The following is a 23,842-nucleotide window of genomic DNA, read 5'->3' as shown; positions in this document are numbered from 1 at the left end:
ATTAGAGAAAAAAAGCGGAAGAACTGTACTTACGACGGGAGAATCAGACATCATGTGGTTTTTATTTGCGGCCGCCTCGGCGCTTTGCTTCGGGCTGAGGGGTATCTTATATCAATGGACGTCGCAGCGTCCGATCAACCGGAATCTGCTGCTGCTGGGCGTCTATGCGTCCGGCACACTGATTGCGCTCGTTGCGGCGGCGGTCACCGGACAAGCCTGGACGAAGCCCGTGTGGATCGGTACGCTGCTCGGGCTGTTTTCGTTTGTCTCCAACGCTGCCATGTATAAGGGGTACTCCGTCGGCAAAGCGTCGCTGGTGGCCATGTTCACCGGCCTTCCACCGGTCGTTGTCGTGCTGTTCGCGTACGTGCTGTGGGGCGAGAAGCTCAATACGGCGCAGCTTGCCGCCTTTATCGTGATCGTAGCCGGGATTTTGATGATCCGCTACTCCAACGACATTTCGCTCAAAAATTTGCAAGGCGCGCACTGGGGCGCGATTACGATGCTGTTCTTCGGCTTGACCGACCTCTCGTCCAAGCAGGCGACTCTCATCGGGGCCGCCACCTTGCCTACGCTGGCGTTAATGTACGGCACCGGTTCGCTGCTGTTTGCCGCCGCTTGGCTGCTTGGCCAGAAGCAAGAGGCCTTCGCCCGGGCGACGCTCCGGGCCGGGCGCGAAGAAGTGGCCGCAGGGTCGCAGGAGGCTCCCGGTAGTCCGGCAAGTGCGGCTGCTTCGGCAGTTACAACCGGAAGCGGACCCGTTCCAGCGGCAGTTCGCGACTGGTCCCCCGGCCGGACCTTAATTTGGGGCATGTTCGTCGGCATTACCAACGTCTGCGGCATGATCCTAGCCATGCCGGCGTTCGCCGCGGGCGTTACCGGGCTTGTCTCCGTCGTCATTGCGATGAACGTCGTTCTCGTGCTCTTCTATGCCCGCTTCGGCTTGAAAGAAAAATTCAGCCGCCTCGAATCGGGCGGCCTTTTGCTTGCCTTGATCGGCATTATCGTATTACGTCTTGCGGCTTAAATGCTGGACGGATGCCGCGGAAAAACGCGAAACATACGCATCCAGCACGTGCTTGTGGCACGTAAACAGCAGCAGCTGGCGGCCTTCGGCCACCGTTTGCAGCAGCTCCATGCCGTATCCGAGCCGCTCGTCGTCGAAATTCACGAACAAATCGTCAATCACGAGCGGCAACCGGACCCCGGATGCCGCGTATTCGTCCGCAAGCGCGAAGCGGATGCACAAGTACATCTGCTCGGCCGTCCCCCGGCTGAGCGCGGACGCATCCAGCAGCTCGCCGTTCGCCCTCTCCGCCAATACGCGCTGCTCGCCGAGCGGCGCAATCATCCGCGTGAATCGGCCGGATGTCATCTTTTCGAAGTACCGGGAAGCCCTCTGCATGACGGAGGGCTGTTTTTCGTGCTCGTACAATCGTTTCGTCTGGGCGAACAGCGTTCCGCACATGGAAACTACCGCCCAGCGTTTCATTAAACGCCTTAGCTCGGTACGGCGCTCCTCCGCCTGCTGCAGCTTGTCCGCATGATCTCCGCCTTCAGTCAGCCGTTCGATTTCGAACCGTCTGCGGCTTTTCGCCTCCCGGCACGCTTCCAGCCGCTCCCGGAGCGCATCCCGCTGTTCCGACAGACGCGTCCGCTCTTCTTCCAGCTCTCCTCCGGTAATGCCCGCAAGCTTCTCGTCGAGCGGCTTCATCCCCGCTTCCCCTACCAGCGTCCGGATGGCAAGCTCATCCTGTCTCAGCTCCCCCAGCAGCTCCTGACGGCGAAGGTATTGGCGGTGGAGATGCCGAAGCGCCTCTTCCCCGTCCGCCCGCGTGGCGTCGAGCAGCTCCTGCCGTTTCGCGGCCGCACGCTCGAACTGCTGCGATAGCAGCGCAGACTGGCGGCTCAGCTCGGCGTGCTGCCGGCCATCCCGCGCAAGCTGCTCCAGTCGCGCGAGCTGCCGGTCGCGGGCGGCCTGCCACGCTTTCAGCGCCGGTCCGGGCTCCCGGCCTGCCGCTTCGCCGAGCAGCGCGGCCGCCTCCGCGGCAAAGCCCGCGGCGGTGCCCCGCAGCGCCTCGCAGCGTGCGGCCTGCCGGCGCAGCCGCTGGAGCTGCTGCTGCGCCGCTTCCGCGAGCTGCAGCAGCTCCAGCGCCGCCTCGGCGCTCGCCTCCGCGGGCAGCGCCTGCGCCTGCAGCCACGCGCGCCAGCGGCGGCGCAGCGGCTCGCCCGCCTCCGCGTGGCGCTCGCGCCGGGCGCGCAGCGCCGCGAGCCGCTCGGCGGCGGCCCGGCGCCCGGCGTGCCGCGCCTGCCGCGAGCGGAGCTGCCGCTCGAGGGCATCGAGCCACGGCTCGATGTCCTCCGCCGGCAGCGGCAGCGCGCAGCCCGCGGCCGCGAGCGCGGGCGCAGCGGGCTCGGCCGCAGCGGCGGCAAGGCCCGCCGCAGGCGGCTGCGCCGCGTAGCGCGCGAGGCGGCGCAGCTCCGCCGCCAGCGCGGCCTCGCGCGCAGCGGCTTGCTCGCGCAGCGCCGCAAGCGCAGGCGCGGGCGCAGCACCGCCCGCGTAAGGGCGGCGGCCGCGGCCGCTGCGGCTCTGCGCGGCGCGGCGACGCGCAAGCGTCCAAGCCGCGCTGGCGGCAAGCAGCACGGCGAGCGCCGCGACAGCCGCAGCCGTCTGCTGCAGCGCCGCCAGTGCAACGGGGAGCAGCAGCGTTGCGCCGTAGAGAACATAGAGCGGGACGCCAGATGAGCCGGAACGGGCTGTCTCCGGCCCAGTCTGCGCCTCCAGACGGCTCAGCTTCTCACGGTCCTGCTCGCGCTCCGCTTCGAACCGGACCTCGCGCAGCGCTTCCTTCCATTCGTGGAACAAGCGCCTTGCTGTCCGAATCCGCTCAAGTCCTTCTTCGACCGAGGTGCGATCCTCTTCCAGCGTGAACCTCTCTTCAGCCCAGGCTCCATCGATGCTCCGACTGCGACCTAGGCCCTCTTCCAATACCAAGTCGTCCCTGCCGCCTTCTCCATCCCACACCTCAGCCCCGCTCCGGCCATCCGCCGGCGTAAGCGCCTCCGCTCCGGATTCGCTTCGTAGCCGCTCGGCTTCCGCCTCCAGCAGAGATTCGTTCTGCCGCCAGACGCGCCATTCCTCGCGGAAAGCGGACGCTTCCTCCCGAAGCATGACCGTCGAAGGAAGACGGTCCAGATGCTCCGTCGTCCATACCGGATGAATGCGGCGAAGCATTCGCTCCAGCTCCAGTCCGAGCTGCTCTTCTTCCGCTTCCGCCTCCGCCAGCGTCCGCTTTGCTTCTTCGTAGGCCGGAAGCCGGTCCAGCAAAGCTTCAAGCGCCGCTCGGCGCTCCAGCACTGCACCCTCGGCCTCCGCTTCCGCCTCGGCCGTCCGCAAGCCTTCCTTCAAATCAGACAGCGCAAGGGCGACCCGGTCAAGCTCGACCGTGAGCCGCTCCCGCTCGGCAAGCACCGCTTCCATCCGCGGCAGCGCATCGGCCGGGAACGCATCCAGCGCCTCGGGCAGCTCCGCCAGCTCGCGGCGCAGTTCCTCCTGCCGCAGCCAGTGCGGCTGGGCGCGGATGCACCGCGCTAGCCAGTCGGCTTCACGCTGGAGCTTGTCCAGCTCGCCCTCCAGCGTCTCCTGCTCCGCGGCAAGGCGGTTCGCCTCCGCCTCCAGCGCATTGTAGCGCTCCGCCCGGCCGCGGCTTTGCGCAAGCTCCGCTTCCGCCGCCGCCAGCCCCTGCAGCGCCCGGTTCATCAGCGGCGTGCGCCCGCGCGGGCGATACAGCTGTTCCTGCTCCTGCGCGAGCTTCTTATCCGCTCCGCGAATCACGCTTCCGCTCGCGCCGAGTCCCGCGCTGTACAAAAAGCTGCCGACCTCGCCCGATTGCAGCGTCCCGAGCTCCTGCAGCTCGGTCAGGCCGAAGGCGAACAGGCTGCGGAACAATTCCGGCGTAATCCCGCCTAAGAGCGCAGTCAGCTCCCGCTCGCCCCCGGCCGTTCCGTCCGGAAACGTCACGCGAACGCTGCCGGCCGCAGGGCCACGCCCCCGTCCTCCGCTTGGGCGCTCCCAACGTTCGACCCGGTAACGGCGGCCTTGTTCGTCTACGAGCGTAATCGCCCCGCCTTGTCCGCCCTCCCCCGGCGCAGTCAGCCGCTCCGCCGAGCCGCCGCGGGGGAAGCCGAACAGCACATCCCGGATAAAGCTCAGAACGGTGCTTTTCCCCGCTTCGTTCGGGCCATAGAAGAGGGTGACCGGGGCATCCGCCAGAAGCTCCACATCGTTTAGCACACCGTAGCGGCGAATGTCGAGCCGTTCGATTCTCATTCGCTCCACCCCGTCTCCGCGCCGCTGCCGTCCGCCAGCAGGTCAATCGCCAGCTCTTCGGCTTCCTGCAGCCATGCGGCCCATTCCTCGGGCCCCAACTCGCTTAACAAAGCGGCAAGCTGCGGCTGCCCCATGAGCGGCGCCAACGCTTCCTCCACGAAGGCCGACAGCCGCTCCGGGGATTCGCCGGCTTCCGACGCAAGACGCAGCAGATCGCCCAGAAACCCCGGCTTTGCGGCCAAGTCTTCGCGCGAAACAGCCGCTCCGGTCCGATCCTCGATGCTCTCGATCCAGACCGCTTCCGCGCCCGAAGCCGCGCTTTCTCTCAGCGCAGATGCCAGCCCCGGGAGCCATCCGCTGCGGCGCAGCGCCGTGTGAAGCGGCCCGCGTCCGGTCAGCGACAGACGAGCCAGAACCGCGCGTCCGTCCGCTGCCGCACAGGCCGCCTCCAGCTCCTCCTCCAGCGCGTCCTTCAGCTGCTGCTCCGTCTCCAACCCTTCAATGGATAGCTCCCGGACCTCCCAGCGCACATCGTCCAGCGGCTGAAACCGCAGTTGCGTTACACCGCCCGACGCCACGTCAACCACGTAGCAGCCGCGAGGGCCGGTTTCCCGGACGTGGCGGCCCTGCAAATTGCCGGGATATACCACCCAGGGCCGCTCATGCAGCACCCGTCGCGAATGAATATGGCCCAGTGCCCAATAGTCCACCTGTCCGCCTGTCAAATCCCGCAGGCTGCAAGGCGCATAATTGTCATGTCCCGCATCGCCGTCCACATTCGTATGCAGTATTCCGATGTGATATAATCCGTCGTTATGCCGGACGTAGCCCGGCGTCAAATTATCCGTTACTGCGGAACGGCCGAACGATATGCCTGATACCCGCGCAACCGGCTCCCCGTCCCGCCCCCGGACGACGACGCTTTCCACCGCATCGCTTCCAAATACTTTGACCGTATCTGGCCACCGCAGCTTCGCGCTGTACCCGTCGTGCAGCGGATCGTGATTTCCATGAACGACAAAGGCGGGCACCCCGTGTCCCGCCAACGTTTCCAAAGCTTGTTGAAACCGCAGCTGAGCTCGCAGCGAACGGTCTTTCGCATCGTAGATGTCGCCGCTAACGACGACGAAATCCGCCTGCTCGCGAACCGCCAGGTCGACGAGCCGTTCGAGCGCCGTGAACGTCGACGCCTTCACCCGCTCCCTCAGCCCGTCCGGCAGACCGGACAATCCCCGAAACGGACTGTCCAGGTGCAGGTCCGCAGCATGAATAAACCGAAACCCCCGCGTCATTTCCGAATCCTCCGTCCTTGTCTCATCCCGCTAAAGAAGGCCCTACTCTCCCGGTGGCGCCTTGCGGTACGTCCGGTATACGTTTCTGAGCTGCTGAACGACGCGCGTCATCGAGTACGTCTTGAGCGCCTTCTCCAGCGCGACACGGGACAGCTGATAGCGATACATCGGATCGCCGATCACCTTCTCCAGCGCCGTGGCCAGCGCCTGAACGTCATTGACCGGAACAAGCAGACCGTTGGTGCCGTGCTCGATCTGCTCGGCAATGCCGCCGACGTTCGTGCCGACAACGGCCAGACCGCAGAGCGCCGCCTCCGCAAACACCGAACCGAACGCTTCCGCCCGCGAAGGCAGGACAAACACGTCGAAGAACGGCATAAAGTCTTCCGGGTGAAGCATGTATCCGTAAAAAATCGTTTCCTCATAAATCCCCAGCTGCTGCGCAAGCTCCTCCAGCTCCGTACGGATCGGTCCGTCTCCGATCAGATGCAGCACGAACGGCTGCCCCCGGCGCTTCAGCTCCGCGCAGGCATGCAGCAGCGTATCGAGCCCTTTGGCGGGCACAAGGCGGCATACCGAGATCAGCTGCGGCACCTGATTCTCGTGATGGACCGGACGGAACCGCTTCTCGTCGAAGCCGTTTGGAATGACCCCGATCCGCTCCGGCTCCTGCACGTACTCGGACAAGTAATGCTTGAACGAGTTGGACACCGTAATCAGCTGGTCCGCCTTTTCCTCTAGCTCGCGGTAAATTGAGGTCAGGAAGGCATGCTCCGGGCCGTCTGCCGGAATTTTGCCGTTCAGCACAAGCTCGCGCTCATAGCTGGAGTGAACCGTCATGATCAGCGGGGTGTCCGGAAACAGCTGCTTCATGACCAGCCCGGCGATCGGATGGTGGGCGTGGATCAAATCGTACGTCGACTTGATCCGCATATTCGTCCACCAGATATAATCCTTTAGCGTTTGTATGTATTTATCGACTACCGGATGGCCGGCATACGGCTCCCAGTCGAACGTAGAGAAACGAATTTCCCCGGTGCCTTTGCCGCGCACCCGTTTGGGTAGCGAAAAGAGCTCCATCTCCCAGCCTCGCTTGTTGAAGCGGTCCAGCATGAAAGGAACCATGGAAGAAACCCCGCCAGGCTGTTCCGGCGGAAAAAATAACGCTTGAAGAATACGCATCCTACCCACCTCGGCCTCTCCCGTTGTTCGCGAAACGCAAGGGCGCTTCGTCACTACCATCCTAACAGTTCCGGAATGCAACGACAAGACTTCCCAAAACGAATATACGTTTGGTATAATCAGTACCATGTACCCGTTTGCAAAGTGAGGCTTCCGCGCGTTTCATGAACAATCAGACGATTTGGGATTTGATCTTCGGACCAACCGGTTCGATCTTTATGCACTCGATGCTGAGCGTCATCATTGCGATGACGTTTCTCGTCTCGTTCCGACTGCTGCTGTCGCGCCGCAAAATCGGATACTTCTCCATGATCATTGCGCTCTTTATCCTGTTCGCCCAGTACATCCATCTCATCGAAAAGACCGTGACTCAAGACATAACCCCCGAGCAAGAATTCATCGCGCTGCTGCTCAAGCTGCTTGCCTTTGTCATGCTCAATATCGGCATTTATCAGCTGTATAACACAACCCGCAAGCGGGACTTCTTCGTCTTCGCCATCTTTATCCTGTTGACCGCCGCCGTCTCGGTGTCGTACTGGTTCGCTCCGGTCTGGCTGCAGGGCAGCGAGGATCAGTCCAAATTGCTTCGTCCGCTCGGCATGGAGCTGTACTTGTTTTTGCTGCTGTTCCTGAGCTTCCTGCTCGTGAACTCCCGCATCGGTCAGAACGGGAAGTATCAGCTAATGCTAACCGTTTATTTCACGACCCATACGATTCATATGGCCAACGTCTATTTATTTGATAACAAACAGATCGTCCTGAACTTTCTGGAGCAAACGATTCCGTTCGTCTTTTACATCGTTCTGTTCCTGTTCATTTTCGAGCGGGTCATCGAGATCATGCAGGCCATTTACAACTCCTCCATTACCGACGGACTTACGAAGCTGTACAACCGGAAATATTTTTACAACCGCGTCACCCAATACGTGCAGCTGCAAGCGCCGGTATCGGTCATCTTCAGCGACATCGACAACTTCAAGAAGCTTAACGATACGAAAGGCCATCATATGGGAGACCAGGTGCTTAAGCAGGTAGCGCAGATCGTGAAGGAAGAAACGGAAGACTCCGGGATTTGCGGACGCTATGGCGGAGAAGAAATGGTCGTGCTGGTTACGGACCCGGAAGTGGATGCCGCAGGCTTGTCGGAGCGTATCCGAAGCCGTGTGGAGACGGAAACGATCGTGACGGTAAGCATGGGATACAGCTTGCTCAAAAAAGGGGTAAACGCGGAGGAATTGATCAAGCAGGCGGATGAAGCGATGTACAAGGCCAAGACGACCGGCAAAAACAAAGTCGTCGGCTTCTAGGCCGACACCGGTCCGTACGCTCTCGGAAGAAAGGCGGGAAGCCGGCTTCCCGCTTTTATCGCAGGTCTATTCTATGGTGAACAATTCCTCCAAAGGCTGCTCCAAAAGATCGCTGAGCTTCTTCGCCGTGCCCGGGCCGACGGCTTTGACCGAACGCTCCAGCAAGCTGATATAAGCATAGCTCAATCCCGAGAGCTGGGCCAGGTCCCGCTGAGTCATCCCTTTGACGATCCGGGCTCGTACGATCGCGTTCGTTTTGGCTTTAATTTTCATGGTTGCGGTCCTCCCCCTTGCTGAACAAAAACACTCTACCATTATACATCAATTTTATTTACTTTTGCAACCAGTTATGTTTACTATTGTTAAATCAAGTTTATTTGTACTTCCTATTTTTAACTGTTAATATATAGATATTCACCGTTTTTTACTTAACCTGTTTATTGCTTTGCCATTATTTCAATAATGTGGGTGTGTGCGATGGATTTCTATGATCAATTACGAGATATGCGCAAATTGAAAGGTTTCACCATTCGCGAGCTGGCAGACCGCTCCGGCGTATCGGCGGCCTATATTTCGCAGCTGGAGAACGGCAACCGCGGGGTCCCTTCGCCCGACGTGCTGATGAAGCTGTCCGAGGGATTGAATATTCCCTATACCGAGCTGATGCAAATTGCAGGCTACTTGGAGAAAACGGACTCCGACAAGGAGGAAGGAAGCTATAAGAAGCCGCGGGTAAACCTGCGCCGTTTTCTGCGCGAGAACGACCTGATCTTCGACGGAATCGAGCTGACCGAGACGGATAAGGAATGGATCGAGCGGATGCTGACCGTCATGTTCTGGAAAGAAAAGCAGCTTCTCAGCAAGGACGAGCAGACGGCGGAAAGCCCTCAAGAAGCGGTGGAATTTTCGTATGAGTCGAAATGAACGGCAGGAAAGTCCGGCCCCGGCAGCTCCGGGAGAACCGGACTTTTTTTTCATGCGAAGAGGAAAGGACCGCTGCCGTAACACGGGCGGTCCTTCGGTTGTCACACGATGCGGATTAAATAGGCAGGCGCTTGCTTGATACGATCGTAGATACCGCGACTTTATTAATCAGCGTATCTTTTCCTTTGACTTCGATCAGGATCGTGTACCGGTCCGTCGATTTCAAGGTGCCCTGCATTTGGACGCCGTTCTTCGTAATTAGGGTGACAAGTATCTTTTCCGCGATGAGCCGATCCAAAAACCGGTTCTGCACGTTATCACTGCTTTTCGTCATGTGAGACATCCCTCTCTCTTTTTTAGGATTCTGTTCTATAGTACCACAACCGAATCTATTACTCTATTGTCAGGACAGACAAGGCCATGTAAACTATAAATAGAAAGTATCACGTTCCGCCAACATGCGTATACTGAAAAAGGAATGCGGATGCCGCGAACATCCGCACTCCCGCACAATAGCCGCTTCTCAGGGCGGTGGCTTAGACAATTGTATGAGGATCAAGAAAGGACCGCTGCTTTGACCGAGGGCGGTCTATTTCTTTTTGTTAAGGTACGTTAGCAAAGCCAAGATGAACATCCCGAACCCGAACATCAAGGTAAGTGCTTGGTATACCTCCATAGGCCATCACCTCCGTTCCAGGAGGCTAGCCGACCGCCCTAAAAGCCATTCTATCGTGGTTTTTCCATTGTAACATATTATTCCATGGAACCCAAAATAAGCTTGTCCAACCGGAAAATGAACCGCCCCATGGGACCGAACAGTACGGACTTGCAGGACGCCCGACTCACGTTATCCGGAGTATCAGCCTGCGCTCTGCCAGGCCACCGCGGATTCCAAACCGGGAAATATTGCAAACGGCGGCAGGATTGTTTATGATTGACATTACAGTAGGTCAAAAAAAGAGGTGATCGCTTGTCTCCCCGAACGAAAGAGCAAAACGAAGAAATCCGGCTTCTCCGGGTAAATCAAATTATGCAAGCCGCGGCCGAGGTATATTTGGAGCAGGGCATTACGATGGAAATGCGCGACGTCGCAACCAAAGCGAATCTGGGCTACGGCACCGTGTACCATTATTACAAAAACAAGCACGCTCTGCTCGATGACATGCTGTGGCAGGCGTTCCACGATGCCAGACAAACGACCGAGGAAGCGTTCGGCGCTCCCCGGCCTCCCGGGCAGCAGCTCCGCCGGTACGGCACGCTCCTGCTGCGGCAATGGTTTCGCGACCGGTCCGTCTATATTTTGTATAAGATGATCTGGGAAAACTTTCAGCAGGTCCCGGGCGGCCGCTTTCAAAAGCTGTACGATCAGTTCCAAGTTGAGCTGTACCGTCCTCTCGTGTCGGCTATTCAACAGCTCGGGGCGCAGGAGCCCGAGAAACGGGCGAATCTTCTGCTTGGCTCCATGATCGGCTGCGCCGGTTTATGGATTCATCACGGCCATGAGGAGCCGGATACCGACGAGATCGCCGATTCGTTAGTTCGCAGTATCGAAAAAGAAGGGACATTAACCCAATGATTATTTTGAAAACCAAGCAGGAAATTGAGCTTATGAAGCAAGCCGGCCAACTGGTCGCCGCCTGTCACCGGGAAATCGCCAAGCTGGTACAGCCCGGCATCACAACGTTCGAAATCGAAGATCTCGTGGATACGATGATCACGAAGCACGGCGGCCGACCGTTTACCAAAGGCTACAATGGGTACAAGTACGCCACCTGCGCCTCCGTCAACGATGTGATCGCCCACGGGTTTCCGAGTCGTACGCCTCTTCGGGAAGGCGACATCGTCACCATCGATATCGTCGCAGAAGTCGACGGCTGGCTGGGCGATTCCGCCTGGTGCTACGCGGTAGGCTCCATTTCCGACGAAGCCCGGCGGCTGATGGAAGTGACCAAGCAATGCCTCGATCTCGGCATCGCTCGGGCCTTCGCCGGCAACCGCCTCGGGGATATCACGCACGCGATCCAATCCCATGCGGAGCGAAACGGATACTCCGTCGTGCGCGATCTGCTCGCCCACGGCATCGGCCGGGATCTGCACGAAGAGCCCAACTACGCACATGTCGGGCTGCCCGGCAGAGGTGTACGTTTGAAGGAAGGCATGGTGTTTACGATCGAGCCGATGATCAACGCCGGTACGCATCATATGTACGTCGAAGCAGACGGCTGGACGGCGCGAACGGCAGACGGACGGCTTTCCGCCCAATACGAGCATACGATCGCCATCACCGAAGACGGTCCGCTGCTGCTGACTGACCAAGCTACGGCTGGCTGAGGCCGCAGCGTCCGCATGATTTTCCCTCCAACCTAACGGATTTAGCCCTTTGTCCGAGCTTTCCTGCCGGACGGAGGGCTGATTTGTATTTCCGCAAGTTCGTGAATTTCAGCCAATTTGCCGCACGTTCTTCCCGCCTGACGCCCCTTGACCGAATCCATTCTTATTCCTTACCCAGGACCTCAGCCCCCCAAAATCCTCATCCGACTTACGATTCATCGCATTTCGACAAAACGAAGGGGACCATTCGCCCTGTAAGCTAAGCCTAAAGAACCTTTTATGGTTTAGAAGGAAAATTTTTACTTAAAAGGGTATTGAAAAATTTAAAAATTGGTTTAATATAATTATCAAGTAGTCCTCGTTGGAATATTTTACCTGATGTTTCGACGAACTACGATTACCTCCTACGGTGTTACCTCAAAAGAATTAACCACTTGATGAAAGAGGTGATGCTTTCTAGCGAAAACCTTGTATCGTCACCCGACGCCCCTATTTTAGTTGTACATGCCTCATGCTTTCACTTCGATTTATTCTGCCTTGCCTCCAGATGTTCGCTTCTGTAGTAATCACCTTCGACGAGACCTGCTTTAAATTTGCTTTGCATCCCGCCATCGGTTTAATCAATCGCAAATTCATTCTAAACCGATCGGAAAACAATTAAAAAGGAGAGATGATGTTTATGTTAAAAGTATGGGCATCGGTTATTACAGGAGCATTTTTGCTCGGGAGCGTGCAAGCCGTGCATGCTGCTCCACAAGATCAACCCGCTCCGCTGGGGAACTTGGCCCCTAAATTGATTACCGGGGAAAGCTGGAGCGCGCCGCAAGGCGTATCGGGAGAGGAAAAAATCTGGAAGTATCTCGAATCCAAGCAGGAAAGCTTCCAGATCGGCAAATCCGTCGATCTGAAGAAGCAGTTGAAAATTATCGGGCAAACGACCGACGAGAAAACGGGAACCACGCACTACCGTCTGCAGCAGCTTGTGGGAGGCGTTCCCGTATACGGCGGCGTACAGACAATTCACATCAACAAAGAAGGACAAGTCACCTCGCTGATCGGCAGCCTGCTTCCCGATCAGCAGCAGCAGGTTTCGAAAAGCTTGAATTCGCAAATCAGCGAAGCGCAGGCGATCGCCGTTGCCCAGAAAGATACCGAAGCCGCCATCGGCAAGCTGGGTGAACCGCAAAACGCGCCAAAAGCGGATCTGTACGTTTACTTGCACAACGGACAGCCGGTCCTCGCCTATGTAACGGAGGTTAACGTTCTCGAACCGGAGGCGGTCCGCACGCGCTACTTCATCAGCGCCGACGACGGCAGCATTTTGTTCAAGTACGACATCCTCGCTCACGCGACGGGTACCGGAAAAGGCGTACTCGGAGACACGAAAACGTTTACGACCACCCAATCCGGCTCCAGCTATCAATTGAAGGATACGACGCGCGGACAAGGAATCGTCACTTACAGCGCAGGAAACCGGACATCTCTGCCCGGATCGCTGCTCACCAGTTCCAACAATATTTGGAACGACGGCGCAGGGGTCGATGCGCATGCCTATACCGGCAAAGTGTACGATTACTATAAAAACAAGTTCGGCCGCAACAGCATTGACGGCAACGGTCTCCAGCTTAAATCGACCGTGCACTACTCCAGCAGATACAACAACGCCTTCTGGAACGGCGTGCAAATGGTATACGGAGACGGTGACGGCGTAACCTTCAGATCGTTCCCTGCCGATCCGGACGTTATCGGCCACGAATTGACTCACGGCGTTACGGAAAGAACGGCTAATCTGGAATACTACGGCGAGTCCGGGGCGCTGAACGAATCGATCTCCGATATTTTCGGGAATGCGATCGAAGGCAAAAACTGGCTGATCGGCGACTTGATAACCCTCAATGCGGGCGCTCTCCGTTCTATGGAAAATCCGAAGCTCTACAGACAGCCTGACCGCTATCAAGACCGTTACACCGGTCCTTCCGATAACGGTGGCGTGCATACGAACAGCGGTATCAACAACAAAGCCTTCTACCTGATCGCTCAAGGCGGCACGCACTATGGCGTAACTGTGAACGGGATCGGACGCAGTGCGGCTGAACAAATTTTCTACGACGCCCTCACGAATTACCTGACTCCGACTTCGAACTTCTCGGCCATCCGCGCCGCTGCCATTCAAGCGGCAACCGACTTGTTCGGAGCGAATTCCTCCCAAGTGGACGCCGTTAAAAAAGCGTACACTGCCGTCGGCGTGAACTAATTTCAGAACGTAAAGCAAAGGGCTGCTCCCATTCGCAAACGAATGAGGGGCAGCCCCTTGAACTTTTTTATTGATAAGCTATCGGATCGGCCGTTCCCGCTTCGTCGAAACCTTTCAAGCGCAGTCGGCAGCTGTCGCAAACACCGCATGCTTCCTCCTGCCCGTTGTAGCATGAGGTGGTCAAATGATACGGCACGCCAAGCCGCATCCCTTCGCGAATAATTTCGGCTTTCGTCCAATGAATCAGCGGCGTTTCGATGCGAATCGGACCGCCTTCCACACCGACACGCGTCGCCAGCGCCATCACTTCCTCCACCTTCCGGATAAATTCCGGGCGGCAGTCCGGGTAGCCGCTGTAATCAAGCGCGTTGACGCCGATATAGATCGCTTCCGCTCCGATCGTTTCCGCATAGGAAGTCGCGATCGAGAGAAACAGCAGATTGCGTCCCGGCACGTAAGTCACGGGAATATCCGAATCGACCGCACCGCTCTCGCCGGCCGGCGGAACCTCAATCGATTCGTCGGTCAAGGCGCTGCCCCCGAACTCCTTCAAAAAGCCGAGCGCAATCACTTTATGACGGCTAGCCGTTTTATAAAATTCGGCCACCTGCCGCGCGTTCTCGATCTCGCGCCTTTGACGCTGCCCGTAATCGAACGTGATCGGGTAAACGTCGTACCCGGCGTCCTGAGCCATTCCCATGCAGGTTGTGCTATCCAGCCCCCCGCTCAAAATAACGACTGCTTTTTTCATCATTCACACCTTCATTCGTATGGTTAAACCCCGCGGGCCGCAGGGTCCCAAATGATTTTATGCATCTGCATGTTCAACTTCACCCGAGACAAGCCATGCTCCAGCATCAAGCTGACCAGCTTGGCCGGAGGCATCGTTTCCCAAACCGGGCTGAACAGCGGCAGCGCCCGGGTCGGGTACGCTTCGAGCAGCGCTTTGGCCGCATGAAAATCCCGCTCGCTCCCGATCACGAACTTCAGCTCGTCCTGCGGGCGCAGCTTCGCCAGATTGGTCGTGATCATCCGTTCCTCTTCGCCGGAATCGGGCAGCTTGTAGTCCATAATGTAGCGAACTATGGGCGATTCGATCCGCTCCAGAAAGGGCGTCAGGTCGATGGCGCCGTTCGTCTCGATATGCAGATCGTCGTAGCGGCCGGTCGCAACCAGCGCCTCGATGAGAGCCGCGGATTTATCGCCGTACAGGAGCGGCTCGCCCCCGGTCAGACAGACGTGCCGCGAACGGTAACGTGCCGCCTCGGCTACAATCTCTTCGATCGTCATCGTAAATTCGGCCTCGGCCGGCGGATAGCTGTACTTCGTATCGCACCACGTGCAGCGCAGATTGCAGCCGAACAGTCTCACGAACACGGTCGGAAAACCGGCCCGCGTGCCCTCGCCTTCGACCGTCTCGAAAATTTCCACCATCGGCAGCCGGATCATGCCGGATCATCTCCCATCAAACGCGCCGTGACGGCCGCATAGCTGGTCGGCGTCTCCCACAGGCGGACTTCCTCCAGCCGCACTGCCGGGAACAGCCCTTCGCTTCGCAGTGCGTCGCGAAGCTGCTCGTATATCCAGACGACCATATTTTCCGCGGTCGTATTCATCGGCGGCAGCACTTCGTTCAAGTAACGGTGATCCAGCCGGTCGATGATGCGTTCTTTTGCGATTCGCTTGATATCCGCAAAATCGATCGTAATGCCCCGGTCGTCGACCTTGCCGCGCATGACGACCTGAAGTTTATACGTATGCCCGTGCAGGCTTTTGCATTTGCCCTCGTAGCAATGCAAATGATGGGCGCTATCGAACGTAAATTCCTTAGAGACGAGCACTTCCCTGTCGTGGTATTTAAGCTCGCTCCGCTGAATGTCTTCGCCTAACGCTTGTACTTTTTTCGGAATTTCGTATGTCATTCTCGTTCACCTCTCCCAAAAGGACCAAACAATTATAGCATGCCGTCTTAGCTTCTCACAATATGGCGAAGCTTGTATAATGTAGGGATACCGACAGCCATAAAAGGAGTTCGACATGTCCTCTATGATCCGTTTGCCAGAAGCTTATATCCGACAAATGCAAATGCAGCTTCCCGAGAGCGCCGAAACGTTCCTGCGAAGCTATGAACAGCCCCGCACGCAGGGCTTGCGAATGAACCCCGCTAAAATCGATTCGAGGAGCGGCGGTCCCGTCCTGGAGCGTCTGCGCGGCACGTTCGGGCTGGAGCCCGTCCCCTGGTGCGAGACAGGCTTCTATTACCGGGAAGAAACGAAGCCCGGAAAGCATCCCTACCACGCGGCAGGGCTGTATTATATCCAAGAACCGTCCGCCATGTCCGCCGTTGAGCTGCTGGACCCGCAGCCGGGGGACATCGTGCTTGACCTCGCCGGCGCACCGGGCGGAAAATCGACGCACATCGCCGGGAAGCTGGCGGGCCAAGGGCTGCTGATCAGCAATGAAATTCATCCGGTCCGCGCCAAGAGCTTATCCGAAAATATCGAGCGGATGGGCGTCACGAACGCCGTCGTCGTCAGCGCTACGCCGCAGCAGCTTGCCGAACGTTTTCCCCGCTTTTTCGATAAAATGATGGTCGACGCTCCCTGCTCGGGGGAAGGCATGTTCCGCAAAGACCCGGAGGCGATCGCCGAATGGTCGCCAGCTCACGTCGAGATGTGCGCGGCGCGGCAGCTTGACATTCTGCAATCCGCGGTTGCGATGCTCAAGCCGGGCGGACGGCTCGCCTATTCCACCTGCACGTTCAACGAGCAGGAGAACGAGCGCACCGTCAACGAGTTGCTCCATCAGTACCCGCAACTGCGGCTCGAACGGACGGAGCGGATTTGGCCGCACCTGCACCGCGGCGAGGGGCATTTTGTCGCCGTGCTGCGGCTGGAAGGGACGCCGGACGAGCCGCATGCGGCGATGACGGGCCCGGCAGCCCCGCGTACGCGACAAGCCGGCAAAGCGAAGCGCGGCGCCGGGCGCCCGGAGGAGACAGCCATGCGGCTGTTCCAGCGGTTCGCCGAGGAGGCGCTTGCGGCTGGATTCGAGCTTCCGCCGGGCGAGCCAGTCTTGTTCGGCGAGCAGCTCTACCTGCTGCCCGCGCCAGCCGGTATCCCTTTTAGCAGCACCATGCTTCAAGGGCTCAAGACGCTGCGCCCCGGCCTTCACCTCGCCGAGGTGAAGAAGGACCGCGCGGAGCCGGCGCATGCGCTGGCCCTTGCGCTGACGAATGCCGACCAAGCCCGGCTTACGGTGAATCTGGCCGCAGGGAGCGGCGAAGCGGAACGCTACCTCCGGGGCGAGACCGTGGACGGGCCCGAAGCACGCAGCGGCTGGACACTCGTCACGGTGGACGGCTTCCCGCTCGGCTGGGGCAAGCAATCGGGAACGCAAGTTAAAAACCATTATCCGAAAGGGCTGCGCCGGTAATTCCTCTCCCATACCATGCACACCCTTGGCAAAAAAGCAGCATGCGATCGATTGTGACCGCATGCTGCTTTTTGTATATGAGAAGCCTAGACTTTAAATTTCGCGACGGTTTCTTGAAGCTCTTCCGCCATTTTGCTCAGCAACGCGGAGGAAGATGCGATTTCTTCCATAGAAGCAAGCTGCTCTTCCGTGCTTGCCGCCACTTGTTCAATGCACGCCGCGGTATCTTCGGAAATATTCGATACGGCATCGACGGCGTTCAAGACATTTTCGGAATTTGCAGCCATTCCTTGCGTCGCTTGCGAGACCTGGGTGATTTGAACGGCTACGCTGTCCAGCGAGCTCAGGATTTGTTCAAACGACCTGCCTGCCATGTCCGCTTTTAGCATTCCTTGCTCCACTTCGTGCGTCACCGTTTCCATGCTGTCCACGGTCATGTCCGTATCCTTTTGAATGGCGGCGATCAATTGCGAAATCTGCTTGGCCGAAGCGCTGGACTGCTCTGCCAATTTCTTGATTTCGGCGGCGACAACCGCAAAGCCTTTCCCCTGCTCTCCGGCCCTCGCAGCTTCGATGGACGCATTGAGCGCCAGCAGATTGGTCTGGGAAGCAATTTCCGTAATCACGGTTGTGAAGGATACAATTTGCTTGGAACGATCCCCGAGCCCCGTTACATCGTCGGACAGCGTCTTCACTTTTTGCCCGATGGCATTCATTTGATCGATAACGGTCCGGATCGCTTCCGTGCCGTCTTGAGCCGTCTCTTGCGTATGCTGCGCCGAATCGGAGACGGCGTCGGTATTATGGGAGATGGCCTGCAGCTGGGAGGCCATGTCGTTCATCTCCCGGTTCGTTTCGCCGATTTGCACCACTTGCTGCGCCGAGCCGTTGGCGATTTCTTGCACCGCCTGAGCGACCTGCTTGCCCGCTTCCGTAATTTGCTCGGAGCTCGCCGATAGCTGTTCGGCGGACGCGGCAAGCTGCATCGCATTGTCGTTAACCTTGTAGATCAAGGCTCGCAGCGACGAAGCCATTTTATTAAAGTTCGAGCTTAATACCCCCAGTTCGTCGGCACGGGCGATCTCGATTTGTTTCGTCAAATCGCCTTCGCTGATCAACAGCGAAGCTTCGTTAATTTTCCGCAGCGGCTTCAGAACCGAGAAAATAATCGCCGCTACCATCAAAGAGCCGATCAATGTGGACAAAACCAACACGATGAGCGTAGATTTCAAAATCGGAGAAGCCGCATCGGCAATTTCCGATTCATACATGGTGCCGGCGATTTTCCAACCCGAAGACGCATTGGTGGAAAACATCATTTTCTTCAAGACGCCGTCCATCTTGTACTGGAAATATCCTGTATCGGTTTTGTATAAATTGCTCGTCATCTCGCCCTCGGGCATTGGACTTCCGATTTCGCTGGTAGGATGATACACGTATTTCCGGTCCTGATCCGAAATGAAAACAAACCCTTCCTTGCCGATGCTTACCGTACGGGTGATTTCGGCAAGCTTCTTGGTCGAGATCGACATGGCAGCGACGCCCCGGCCGTCGGCCGTTTCTTTCGCAACGGTGAACACCAGATTCCCCGTGGCCGAGGAGGTATAAGGAGAGGTGATGACGATCTTGCCCTTGTTTTCTACCGCCTGCTTAAACCAGGCGCGCTCGCGAGGATCGTAATCGACAGCTATTTTGGTCACGTCGGCGGAATCCATATACAAACCGTTCTTGGTACCGACGAAAACCATATCGGCATCCTTTTCGATTTCCCGGTACATCAGAAGCTGGCGGCGCACCGAATCCTGTACCCCGATATTGGAGTTGTCCGCCGCTTTTACGGCGCTTAAGTCGACGGTGCGCGACAAAGCGTCCACCTGCTGCATCTTGGACGCGAAAAAATCGTTCAATAAGGCATCGATCAGCTCGACGGCTTCCTTTGACGAGTTGACCATTTGGCTGTCCACGTTTTGCCTTGCCGTTTGATATGAGACATACGAGAGCAGCACCGTAGGAACAAGCAGTATGACCACAAAGGTGAAGATGAGTTTGTTTTTAATCGTAAAAAATACTTTGTCGTTCGTAAAACCTTTCCATTTGCTCCGAATTTGCAAACTATTCATTTTTCTGCCCGCCCTTAGATGAAATTTATTAAATACTGGAACGATGTCCCATTATATTAATTCGACAGATGACAACTTATTTTTTAACGGTATTTTTTTACAATCGATGTATGGCGAGATGTATGAATAAATAGCGAAAACAAAAGAAATAGCCTGTTGAGATCCTCAACAGGCTGGGGGCTGTCCCGAAAGGACAGTCTATTTTTCACTCGCTTTGGCTTTGACGCGAAAGACCGAACAATGCGGCCCATATAATGACGAAACCGACCAGTTGGTCCGGCGTAACGGCTTGTTGGAACACCAGCCAGTTGATCAGCAAGCCGACCGCCGGAAAAGACAGCTCGGCCAACGTTGCATAAGAAGCTTTCGTATCGGTCAGTCCCCGGTAGTAGAGCAAGAGGCTGAGCAGTCCCGGGATGAAAGCGCCCATAACCAAATTAACGATCACTGCACCCCAAGCAATCGAGTTCGCAGGCTGAACGAGCGCTATTCCCTGACCCGCCGATAAAGCCACAAGCAGCGGCAACGCCAACAGGAACCGGAGAGCCGTTACCGTCTCGAATTTCATTTGTCCGAGCATCAGCCTGCCCATCACCGTCGAGCCGCCCCACAGCGCAGCCGCCCCGATGGAGAGCAAGCCGCTCCAGGTCGCGATATCGCCCCAATGCCCGATCGGTGCCTTCCAGCCAAACGTCAGCAGATAGGTGCCGAGAAGCGCGAGAATCAAGAGCAGCGCAAAGCGTCGCGGCAAGCTTTCTTTGAGCACGATCCGGGCCAGAATGATCGCAAACAGCGGCTGCAGCTTTTGCAGCAGCAGCACGGCATTCGGATTGCCGTGAGCGAAGGCCGAGGTAAACAGGATCGTCGCGAGAGCCGAGCCACCCCACGAGATGAACAGCAGAGCCATAAGATGGCGCAGCTTCAGGCCGCGCAGCTCCTGCCGGTGCAGCCAGACGATCGGCAAGGCGTAGACGAGCAGCAGCACGTGCTCGATCAAAACAATTTGCGTAGAAGTAAACGATTTAAGCAGCAGGATACGGAATAAAGGATCGACGCCCCATAGCGCCGAGCCGAGCACAACAAACCATAGTCCGCTCCGCATGTTTAATTTGGCCGTAGCAACACGGCCGTTTAACCCGACAGCAGAAACTCTGTCCATATTCAACAACCTCCCAAGGTGTTTGAACAGGACCCTTCGAAAAGAAGTCAGCCCCGCTATCGGTTAAGATAACGGGGCATATGCAAATAAGCTCACCATGAGCCGTTTTTTTGATAAAACGATTCAAACCGGTATGCCTACTTTGTGACCTTCTCCCATCCGGACTATACCGTCGGCCTTGGAATTCCACCAAGTCAGTCGTCTGTTCCGCTGCGGAAATCGACGAGTCGCGGGCTTAAGCTCTGTACGAGCCTTCACCGCCGGTCGGGATTTTCACCCTGCCCCGAAGGTCCCGATTCAATTAGAAAGCATTTTATCATATGCTTTTCGCTTTCAGCAAGTCTTTTTTGCAATTAATGGACGTTTTCCGTTTCGAACAGCACTTCTTCGATCAGCCGGTTGTTGTGCATCATGGTCAAGTTAAGCGCAGAGTAATCTTTCTCCTTATCAAGCTCCTCCATCAGCAGTGTGGCAATAAGCTCCCGGTCGTCGGTGCTGCCGGGCTCGCGGAAATCGATAAAGCCGGTCAGCTGGCGCTCGCTGATATCCACCGTGGCCGTGCCGATCGGAAGACCGCCCCGGGACTGCTGATAAATTTCATAGGTTAGCACTCCCCTGTCATCCCGGACGAGCATAACCGTGTACGGCTTGTCTTCATCGTCCCCGCTCCACAATACCTCGGAGTCGTCCTCCTCCGCCAGCAAATCCTCGTGGGTTAGCTGAATCACTTCAAAAATCTCGTTGTCGAAGCTCATTGCAATTTCAAAGCGGTCCACTTCGTCCTCGTCGAAATCGAGCACAAGCAGATCGGCCACGATATCCAGCTCGGCTTCGGTCGGTTCGATCATCCAAAAGACGGTGCCGGTCACTTCGCGGTCTTCGATTTGAAGAAGTATCTCGGCAACAAAATCTTCGTCTCTATCGTAAAGATGGTATTCCAGTCCGTCCTCGTCTTCGCCGACCAGCACCAGCTCGAAATCTGCCATGGTGAAGTCGTTCCGCTCCCCAGGGGGCTCGTCTTCAAGACGCGTATCGTTATCGATCCAATCCGAGTCGTAATCGAAATCTTCTTCCGTCGAGACGATCCCGGCATAAGCAGACGCTTCCCGTTCCGAAGCGATCACATGGTCAAAGCTGCTGTAGGTGACCATCACCTCGCACCCTTTTGCCTGCAGCGCGTCCAGCAGGGAGTCCACATACTGGTGGACCGCATCGAATACCTCGTCTTTCTCCGCGTCGTCAAGCACTTCCTTCTCCAATTGGAGCGCGCCTGCGATTCGGTCGGATTCACGGAAGACGAGAGTTAACGTGCCCACAAACCGATTTTTGAACATGATGTCGCTGACTTCGCCGCCCGCCGTCCTCAGATCCGGTCTTAAGCTGACATGCGTCATTCGGGTCCCCTCCAATCAGGTTATGCACTCGCGCAGTGCGGAGTTATCTACCCTCATAGCATGTCCCTCTCTGACGGAAAACTATGCGCGGAACTCCCCAAAAGGCAGCACGTAACGGCGCAGCGCTTCGTGCACGCCGTCGTCGTTATTGGACAGCGTGACGGCATCGGCGGCCTCTTTGACCGCGTCCGGGGAATTGTCCATCGCTATCCCGAGCCCGGCAAACCGGATCATATCGATGTCGTTAAAATAGTTGCCCATGGCCACGATTTGTTCGGGAGCAATGTCCCATTGCGCGGCAAGCGCCTGCAGGGCACGGCCCTTGGATACTTCCTTCGACATCACGTCGACAAAGTGCACCCCGCTTCTCAGCGCATGAACGCTCGGAGGCAGCGATACTCGCGCCAAGTCCCGTTCGACCGCGTCCATCTCTTCCTCCGACCCAAACATCGTAAGCTTCACGAGCGGAACGGTCATGCTCAGCACGTCCTCCACTCGCTCGGGAGAAACCATAAATTTTTCGTACATCGCCGCTTCCCGCTCGCCGACTTTCTCGACGAACATATCCAGCGCGGTATTCACATCAAAATGAACCCTCTGCTCGCGGCAATAGCGGATGAGCTCCGCAAGCTCCTGCACGTCGAAGCCGAATTGATGCAGCAGCTTCGGCCCCGGTGTCTCGACGGTCGCCGCCCCGTTATGCGTGATCAGCACGCCCGTAAGGCCCAAACGCTCCAGCACCGGGATCGCATTGGCCGGGCCCCGGCCGGTACACAATACGATCCGGGCCCCCGCTTCGTGCGCCATGCGCAGCGCTTCCACCGTTTTGTCCGTTACTTCATAATCGTCGTTCAAAAGCGTACCGTCCACGTCAAGCGCAATGATGCGATAGTTCATTTTTCTCCGCTCCCTTGTACTTCTTCTCTCTATAGGCAGGTTGAAAAGCTATTCCCCATGGGCCAGCAGGCTTTGCCGCTCTGCCTCCGTCAATTCCCGCGACTGCCCGAGCGGCAGCGCCGGGTCCAGCTTCAGCGGTCCCATGGACAACCGTTTCAGATAGGTCACCTGCTTGCCTACGGCTTGAAACATTCGTTTCACCTGATGAAACTTACCTTCATGTATGGTCAATTCGATGCGGGAATGCTCGCCCGCTTCGGGACGGCCGCAGTGCAGCACGATCAATTCGGCCGGCATCGTTACATAGCCGTCATCGAGGGTAACGCCGTGCGCGAACGCGTCCATGTCGCTTTGGTTCACGGCACCGTTCACTTCGGCATAATACGTCTTCGGAACATGCTTTCGCGGCGACAGCAGGTTGTGCGCCAGCTTGCCGTCGTTCGTCAGCAGCAGCAGCCCTTCAGTATCTTTGTCCAGCCGCCCGACCGGGAATATGTCAAAATGCGAGTACTGCTCATCCAGCAGATCGAGTACGGTACGGTCTCTCGTATCTTCCGTTGCCGACACGACGCCTTGCGGCTTATGAAGCATTAAGTAGACGAATTCGCGATAGATCACCGGCTCGCCGTCGACCGTAATGCGATCCCGCTCGGGATTCACCTGCATTCCGCTATCCTTCGCCGTTTTGCCGTCGACGCTGACGAGGCCGCGCTTCACGAGCTGTTTGATTTCGCTGCGGGTGCCGAAGCCCGTATGAGCCAGCAGCTTGTCCAGACGTAGCGTTGCTTTCATCTTATGTCCACCTCCAACCGGGGGGATATTCGTTCTTCAGCATTCCGTCCTGTACTTTCGCCCAACCGACGGGATACCCGTCGATACACACGAGGGCATATCCTTTAGCAGGTACGCCATCCGCCGCGGTGCAAAGCTCGCCCGGGGCAAGCTCCAGCGTCTCGCCCTTCAAATACCGCACGGCCCGTGGATCATCGGCCGTGAACGTCACCGTGCGCAGCGCCTCTTCCGCGCGCAGGCCCATCGCCAGCGCGTGCGAAGGCGTGAAGCGCTGCTTGGTCACGCTGCCGAGGTACCATCCGGGGCGGATGACCCGGATGCCGTCCAGCGGCGGCAGCCCCGCCGGCGCGGCGTACACGTGCTCGCCGCGGCATTCGAGCTCGGCCGCGCCGAACGGCGCCGCGGCCAGCTGCTCTGCCGCGAAG

22 protein-coding genes and 1 riboswitch are annotated in these 23,842 nt (G+C 57.6%); of the genes, 7 read left to right on the top strand and 15 right to left on the bottom strand.

All coding sequences use genetic code 11. From position 1 onward, the window contains the following. Window positions 1–52: 52 nt before the first annotated feature. On the top strand, window positions 53–1,027 hold the full coding sequence (locus QMG93_RS19625) for an EamA family transporter (protein WP_281939377.1): 975 nt from the start codon (window positions 53–55) through the stop codon (window positions 1,025–1,027). Here QMG93_RS19625 and QMG93_RS19620 read toward each other — a convergent pair. Genes QMG93_RS19620 through QMG93_RS19610 form a run of 3 tightly spaced genes read right to left on the bottom strand, consistent with a single transcriptional unit; the run spans window position 1,010 to window position 6,804 of the window. Next, window positions 1,010–4,330 (bottom strand): AAA family ATPase, encoded by a 3,321-nt coding sequence (locus tag QMG93_RS19620; protein WP_281939375.1) that lies wholly within the window; start codon window positions 4,328–4,330, stop codon window positions 1,010–1,012. The genes QMG93_RS19625 and QMG93_RS19620 overlap by 18 nt on opposite strands. Next, complete coding sequence (locus tag QMG93_RS19615; RefSeq protein ID WP_281939373.1) at window positions 4,327–5,622, bottom strand: metallophosphoesterase family protein; 1,296 nt, start codon at window positions 5,620–5,622, stop codon at window positions 4,327–4,329. Before QMG93_RS19615 ends, QMG93_RS19620 begins: the two co-directional genes overlap by 4 nt. Before the next feature lie 42 nt (window positions 5,623–5,664). Further along, window positions 5,665–6,804, bottom strand: a complete 1,140-nt coding sequence (locus QMG93_RS19610; protein WP_281939371.1) for a glycosyltransferase family 4 protein — start codon at window positions 6,802–6,804, stop codon at window positions 5,665–5,667. A gap of 164 nt (window positions 6,805–6,968) precedes the next feature. Here QMG93_RS19610 and QMG93_RS19605 point away from each other — a divergent pair, with 164 nt between their 5' ends. Next, window positions 6,969–8,111: a GGDEF domain-containing protein gene (locus tag QMG93_RS19605; RefSeq protein ID WP_281939369.1), complete on the top strand. Its 1,143-nt coding sequence runs from the start codon at window positions 6,969–6,971 to the stop codon at window positions 8,109–8,111. Between the two features lie 66 nt (window positions 8,112–8,177). Here QMG93_RS19605 and QMG93_RS19600 read toward each other — a convergent pair whose 3' ends face one another. Beyond that, on the bottom strand, window positions 8,178–8,384 hold the full coding sequence (locus QMG93_RS19600; protein ID WP_010498610.1) for a helix-turn-helix domain-containing protein: 207 nt from the start codon (window positions 8,382–8,384) through the stop codon (window positions 8,178–8,180). Between the two features lie 231 nt (window positions 8,385–8,615). Here QMG93_RS19600 and QMG93_RS19595 point away from each other — a divergent pair, with 231 nt between their 5' ends. Next, window positions 8,616–9,035 (top strand): helix-turn-helix domain-containing protein, encoded by a 420-nt coding sequence (locus QMG93_RS19595; RefSeq protein ID WP_251601572.1) that lies wholly within the window; start codon window positions 8,616–8,618, stop codon window positions 9,033–9,035. A gap of 115 nt (window positions 9,036–9,150) precedes the next feature. Here QMG93_RS19595 and QMG93_RS19590 read toward each other — a convergent pair whose 3' ends face one another. Both QMG93_RS19590 and QMG93_RS19585 read right to left on the bottom strand, forming a co-directional pair. Next, complete coding sequence (locus tag QMG93_RS19590) at window positions 9,151–9,369, bottom strand: RNA chaperone Hfq (RefSeq protein ID WP_281939363.1); 219 nt, start codon at window positions 9,367–9,369, stop codon at window positions 9,151–9,153. Between the two features lie 255 nt (window positions 9,370–9,624). After that, window positions 9,625–9,711, bottom strand: a complete 87-nt coding sequence (locus tag QMG93_RS19585; RefSeq protein WP_108531390.1) for a putative holin-like toxin — start codon at window positions 9,709–9,711, stop codon at window positions 9,625–9,627. A gap of 294 nt (window positions 9,712–10,005) precedes the next feature. On the opposite strand from QMG93_RS19585, the gene QMG93_RS19580 reads away from it, so the two are divergent. From QMG93_RS19580 to QMG93_RS19570, 3 genes are all read left to right on the top strand, one after another. Next, the gene (locus QMG93_RS19580; RefSeq protein ID WP_281939361.1) at window positions 10,006–10,611 is read left to right on the top strand and encodes a TetR/AcrR family transcriptional regulator; all 606 of its coding nucleotides are present in this window, start codon (window positions 10,006–10,008) and stop codon (window positions 10,609–10,611) included. Beyond that, entirely contained in the window at window positions 10,608–11,366 is a 759-nt protein-coding gene (gene map, locus QMG93_RS19575; protein ID WP_281939360.1) for a type I methionyl aminopeptidase, read from the top strand. The genes QMG93_RS19580 and map overlap by 4 nt, the downstream gene beginning before the upstream one ends. A 679-nt stretch (window positions 11,367–12,045) precedes the next feature. After that, a complete protein-coding gene (locus tag QMG93_RS19570) occupies window positions 12,046–13,620 on the top strand; it encodes a M4 family metallopeptidase (RefSeq protein WP_281939358.1) in 1,575 nt (524 codons plus the stop codon). Between the two features lie 67 nt (window positions 13,621–13,687). Here the strand turns inward: QMG93_RS19570 and queC are convergent, their stop codons facing one another. The 3 genes from queC to queD are packed head-to-tail and all read right to left on the bottom strand — an operon-like array spanning window position 13,688 to window position 15,542. Next, window positions 13,688–14,371 (bottom strand): 7-cyano-7-deazaguanine synthase QueC, encoded by a 684-nt coding sequence (gene queC, locus QMG93_RS19565; protein ID WP_036680187.1) that lies wholly within the window; start codon window positions 14,369–14,371, stop codon window positions 13,688–13,690. A gap of 23 nt (window positions 14,372–14,394) precedes the next feature. Then, the gene (locus tag QMG93_RS19560; protein WP_281939357.1) at window positions 14,395–15,069 is read right to left on the bottom strand and encodes a 7-carboxy-7-deazaguanine synthase QueE; all 675 of its coding nucleotides are present in this window, start codon (window positions 15,067–15,069) and stop codon (window positions 14,395–14,397) included. Then, entirely contained in the window at window positions 15,066–15,542 is a 477-nt protein-coding gene (queD, locus tag QMG93_RS19555; RefSeq protein WP_281939355.1) for a 6-carboxytetrahydropterin synthase QueD, read from the bottom strand. Before queD ends, QMG93_RS19560 begins: the two co-directional genes overlap by 4 nt. A 124-nt stretch (window positions 15,543–15,666) precedes the next feature. Between queD and QMG93_RS19550 the strand changes: the two genes are divergently transcribed. After that, window positions 15,667–17,055 (top strand): RsmF rRNA methyltransferase first C-terminal domain-containing protein, encoded by a 1,389-nt coding sequence (locus tag QMG93_RS19550; protein WP_281939572.1) that lies wholly within the window; start codon window positions 15,667–15,669, stop codon window positions 17,053–17,055. An 86-nt stretch (window positions 17,056–17,141) separates the two neighbouring features. On the opposite strand, the gene QMG93_RS19545 is transcribed toward QMG93_RS19550, so the two are convergent. From QMG93_RS19545 to QMG93_RS19520, 6 genes are all read right to left on the bottom strand, one after another. Then, the gene (locus QMG93_RS19545; RefSeq protein ID WP_281939353.1) at window positions 17,142–19,175 is read right to left on the bottom strand and encodes a methyl-accepting chemotaxis protein; all 2,034 of its coding nucleotides are present in this window, start codon (window positions 19,173–19,175) and stop codon (window positions 17,142–17,144) included. A 205-nt stretch (window positions 19,176–19,380) separates the two neighbouring features. After that, window positions 19,381–20,334 (bottom strand): DMT family transporter, encoded by a 954-nt coding sequence (locus tag QMG93_RS19540; protein WP_281939351.1) that lies wholly within the window; start codon window positions 20,332–20,334, stop codon window positions 19,381–19,383. 143 nt (window positions 20,335–20,477) lie between these two features. Continuing rightward, a riboswitch (FMN riboswitch) is annotated at window positions 20,478–20,629 on the bottom strand. A 58-nt stretch (window positions 20,630–20,687) separates the two neighbouring features. Further along, window positions 20,688–21,728, bottom strand: a complete 1,041-nt coding sequence (locus tag QMG93_RS19535; RefSeq protein ID WP_281939349.1) for a hypothetical protein — start codon at window positions 21,726–21,728, stop codon at window positions 20,688–20,690. Window positions 21,729–21,809: 81 nt separating this feature from the next. Beyond that, window positions 21,810–22,625: a Cof-type HAD-IIB family hydrolase gene (locus tag QMG93_RS19530; protein ID WP_281939348.1), complete on the bottom strand. Its 816-nt coding sequence runs from the start codon at window positions 22,623–22,625 to the stop codon at window positions 21,810–21,812. Between the two features lie 48 nt (window positions 22,626–22,673). Next, on the bottom strand, window positions 22,674–23,417 hold the full coding sequence (locus QMG93_RS19525) for a pseudouridine synthase (RefSeq protein ID WP_281939347.1): 744 nt from the start codon (window positions 23,415–23,417) through the stop codon (window positions 22,674–22,676). A gap of 1 nt (window position 23,418) precedes the next feature. Continuing rightward, window positions 23,419–23,826, bottom strand: coding sequence for an RsmF rRNA methyltransferase first C-terminal domain-containing protein (locus QMG93_RS19520; RefSeq protein WP_331488645.1), 408 nt, complete (start codon window positions 23,824–23,826; stop codon window positions 23,419–23,421). Between the last annotated feature and the right edge of the window lie 16 nt (window positions 23,827–23,842).

The organism is Paenibacillus tyrphae, assembly GCF_027925525.1.
GTDB lineage: Bacteria > Bacillota > Bacilli > Paenibacillales > NBRC-103111 > Paenibacillus_G > Paenibacillus_G tyrfis_B.
Note: the sequence above shows the minus strand (reverse complement) of the source record. Positions and strands in the feature narration are given on the sequence as shown.

Coding starts and splice junctions, on each gene's coding strand:
- QMG93_RS19625 (WP_281939377.1), top strand. CDS start 53: ATGTGGTTTTTATTTGCGGCCGCCTCGGCGCTTTGCTTCGGGCTGAGG.
- QMG93_RS19620 (WP_281939375.1), bottom strand. CDS start 4,330: ATGAGAATCGAACGGCTCGACATTCGCCGCTACGGTGTGCTAAACGAT.
- QMG93_RS19615 (WP_281939373.1), bottom strand. CDS start 5,622: ATGACGCGGGGGTTTCGGTTTATTCATGCTGCGGACCTGCACCTGGAC.
- QMG93_RS19610 (WP_281939371.1), bottom strand. CDS start 6,804: ATGCGTATTCTTCAAGCGTTATTTTTTCCGCCGGAACAGCCTGGCGGG.
- QMG93_RS19605 (WP_281939369.1), top strand. CDS start 6,969: ATGAACAATCAGACGATTTGGGATTTGATCTTCGGACCAACCGGTTCG.
- QMG93_RS19600 (WP_010498610.1), bottom strand. CDS start 8,384: ATGAAAATTAAAGCCAAAACGAACGCGATCGTACGAGCCCGGATCGTC.
- QMG93_RS19595 (WP_251601572.1), top strand. CDS start 8,616: ATGCGCAAATTGAAAGGTTTCACCATTCGCGAGCTGGCAGACCGCTCC.
- QMG93_RS19590 (WP_281939363.1), bottom strand. CDS start 9,369: ATGACGAAAAGCAGTGATAACGTGCAGAACCGGTTTTTGGATCGGCTC.
- QMG93_RS19585 (WP_108531390.1), bottom strand. CDS start 9,711: ATGGAGGTATACCAAGCACTTACCTTGATGTTCGGGTTCGGGATGTTC.
- map (WP_281939360.1), top strand. CDS start 10,608: ATGATTATTTTGAAAACCAAGCAGGAAATTGAGCTTATGAAGCAAGCC.
- QMG93_RS19570 (WP_281939358.1), top strand. CDS start 12,046: ATGTTAAAAGTATGGGCATCGGTTATTACAGGAGCATTTTTGCTCGGG.
- queC (WP_036680187.1), bottom strand. CDS start 14,371: ATGAAAAAAGCAGTCGTTATTTTGAGCGGGGGGCTGGATAGCACAACC.
- QMG93_RS19560 (WP_281939357.1), bottom strand. CDS start 15,069: ATGATCCGGCTGCCGATGGTGGAAATTTTCGAGACGGTCGAAGGCGAG.
- queD (WP_281939355.1), bottom strand. CDS start 15,542: ATGACATACGAAATTCCGAAAAAAGTACAAGCGTTAGGCGAAGACATT.
- QMG93_RS19550 (WP_281939572.1), top strand. CDS start 15,667: ATGATCCGTTTGCCAGAAGCTTATATCCGACAAATGCAAATGCAGCTT.
- QMG93_RS19545 (WP_281939353.1), bottom strand. CDS start 19,175: ATGAATAGTTTGCAAATTCGGAGCAAATGGAAAGGTTTTACGAACGAC.
- QMG93_RS19540 (WP_281939351.1), bottom strand. CDS start 20,334: ATGGACAGAGTTTCTGCTGTCGGGTTAAACGGCCGTGTTGCTACGGCC.
- QMG93_RS19535 (WP_281939349.1), bottom strand. CDS start 21,728: ATGACGCATGTCAGCTTAAGACCGGATCTGAGGACGGCGGGCGGCGAA.
- QMG93_RS19530 (WP_281939348.1), bottom strand. CDS start 22,625: ATGAACTATCGCATCATTGCGCTTGACGTGGACGGTACGCTTTTGAAC.
- QMG93_RS19525 (WP_281939347.1), bottom strand. CDS start 23,417: ATGAAAGCAACGCTACGTCTGGACAAGCTGCTGGCTCATACGGGCTTC.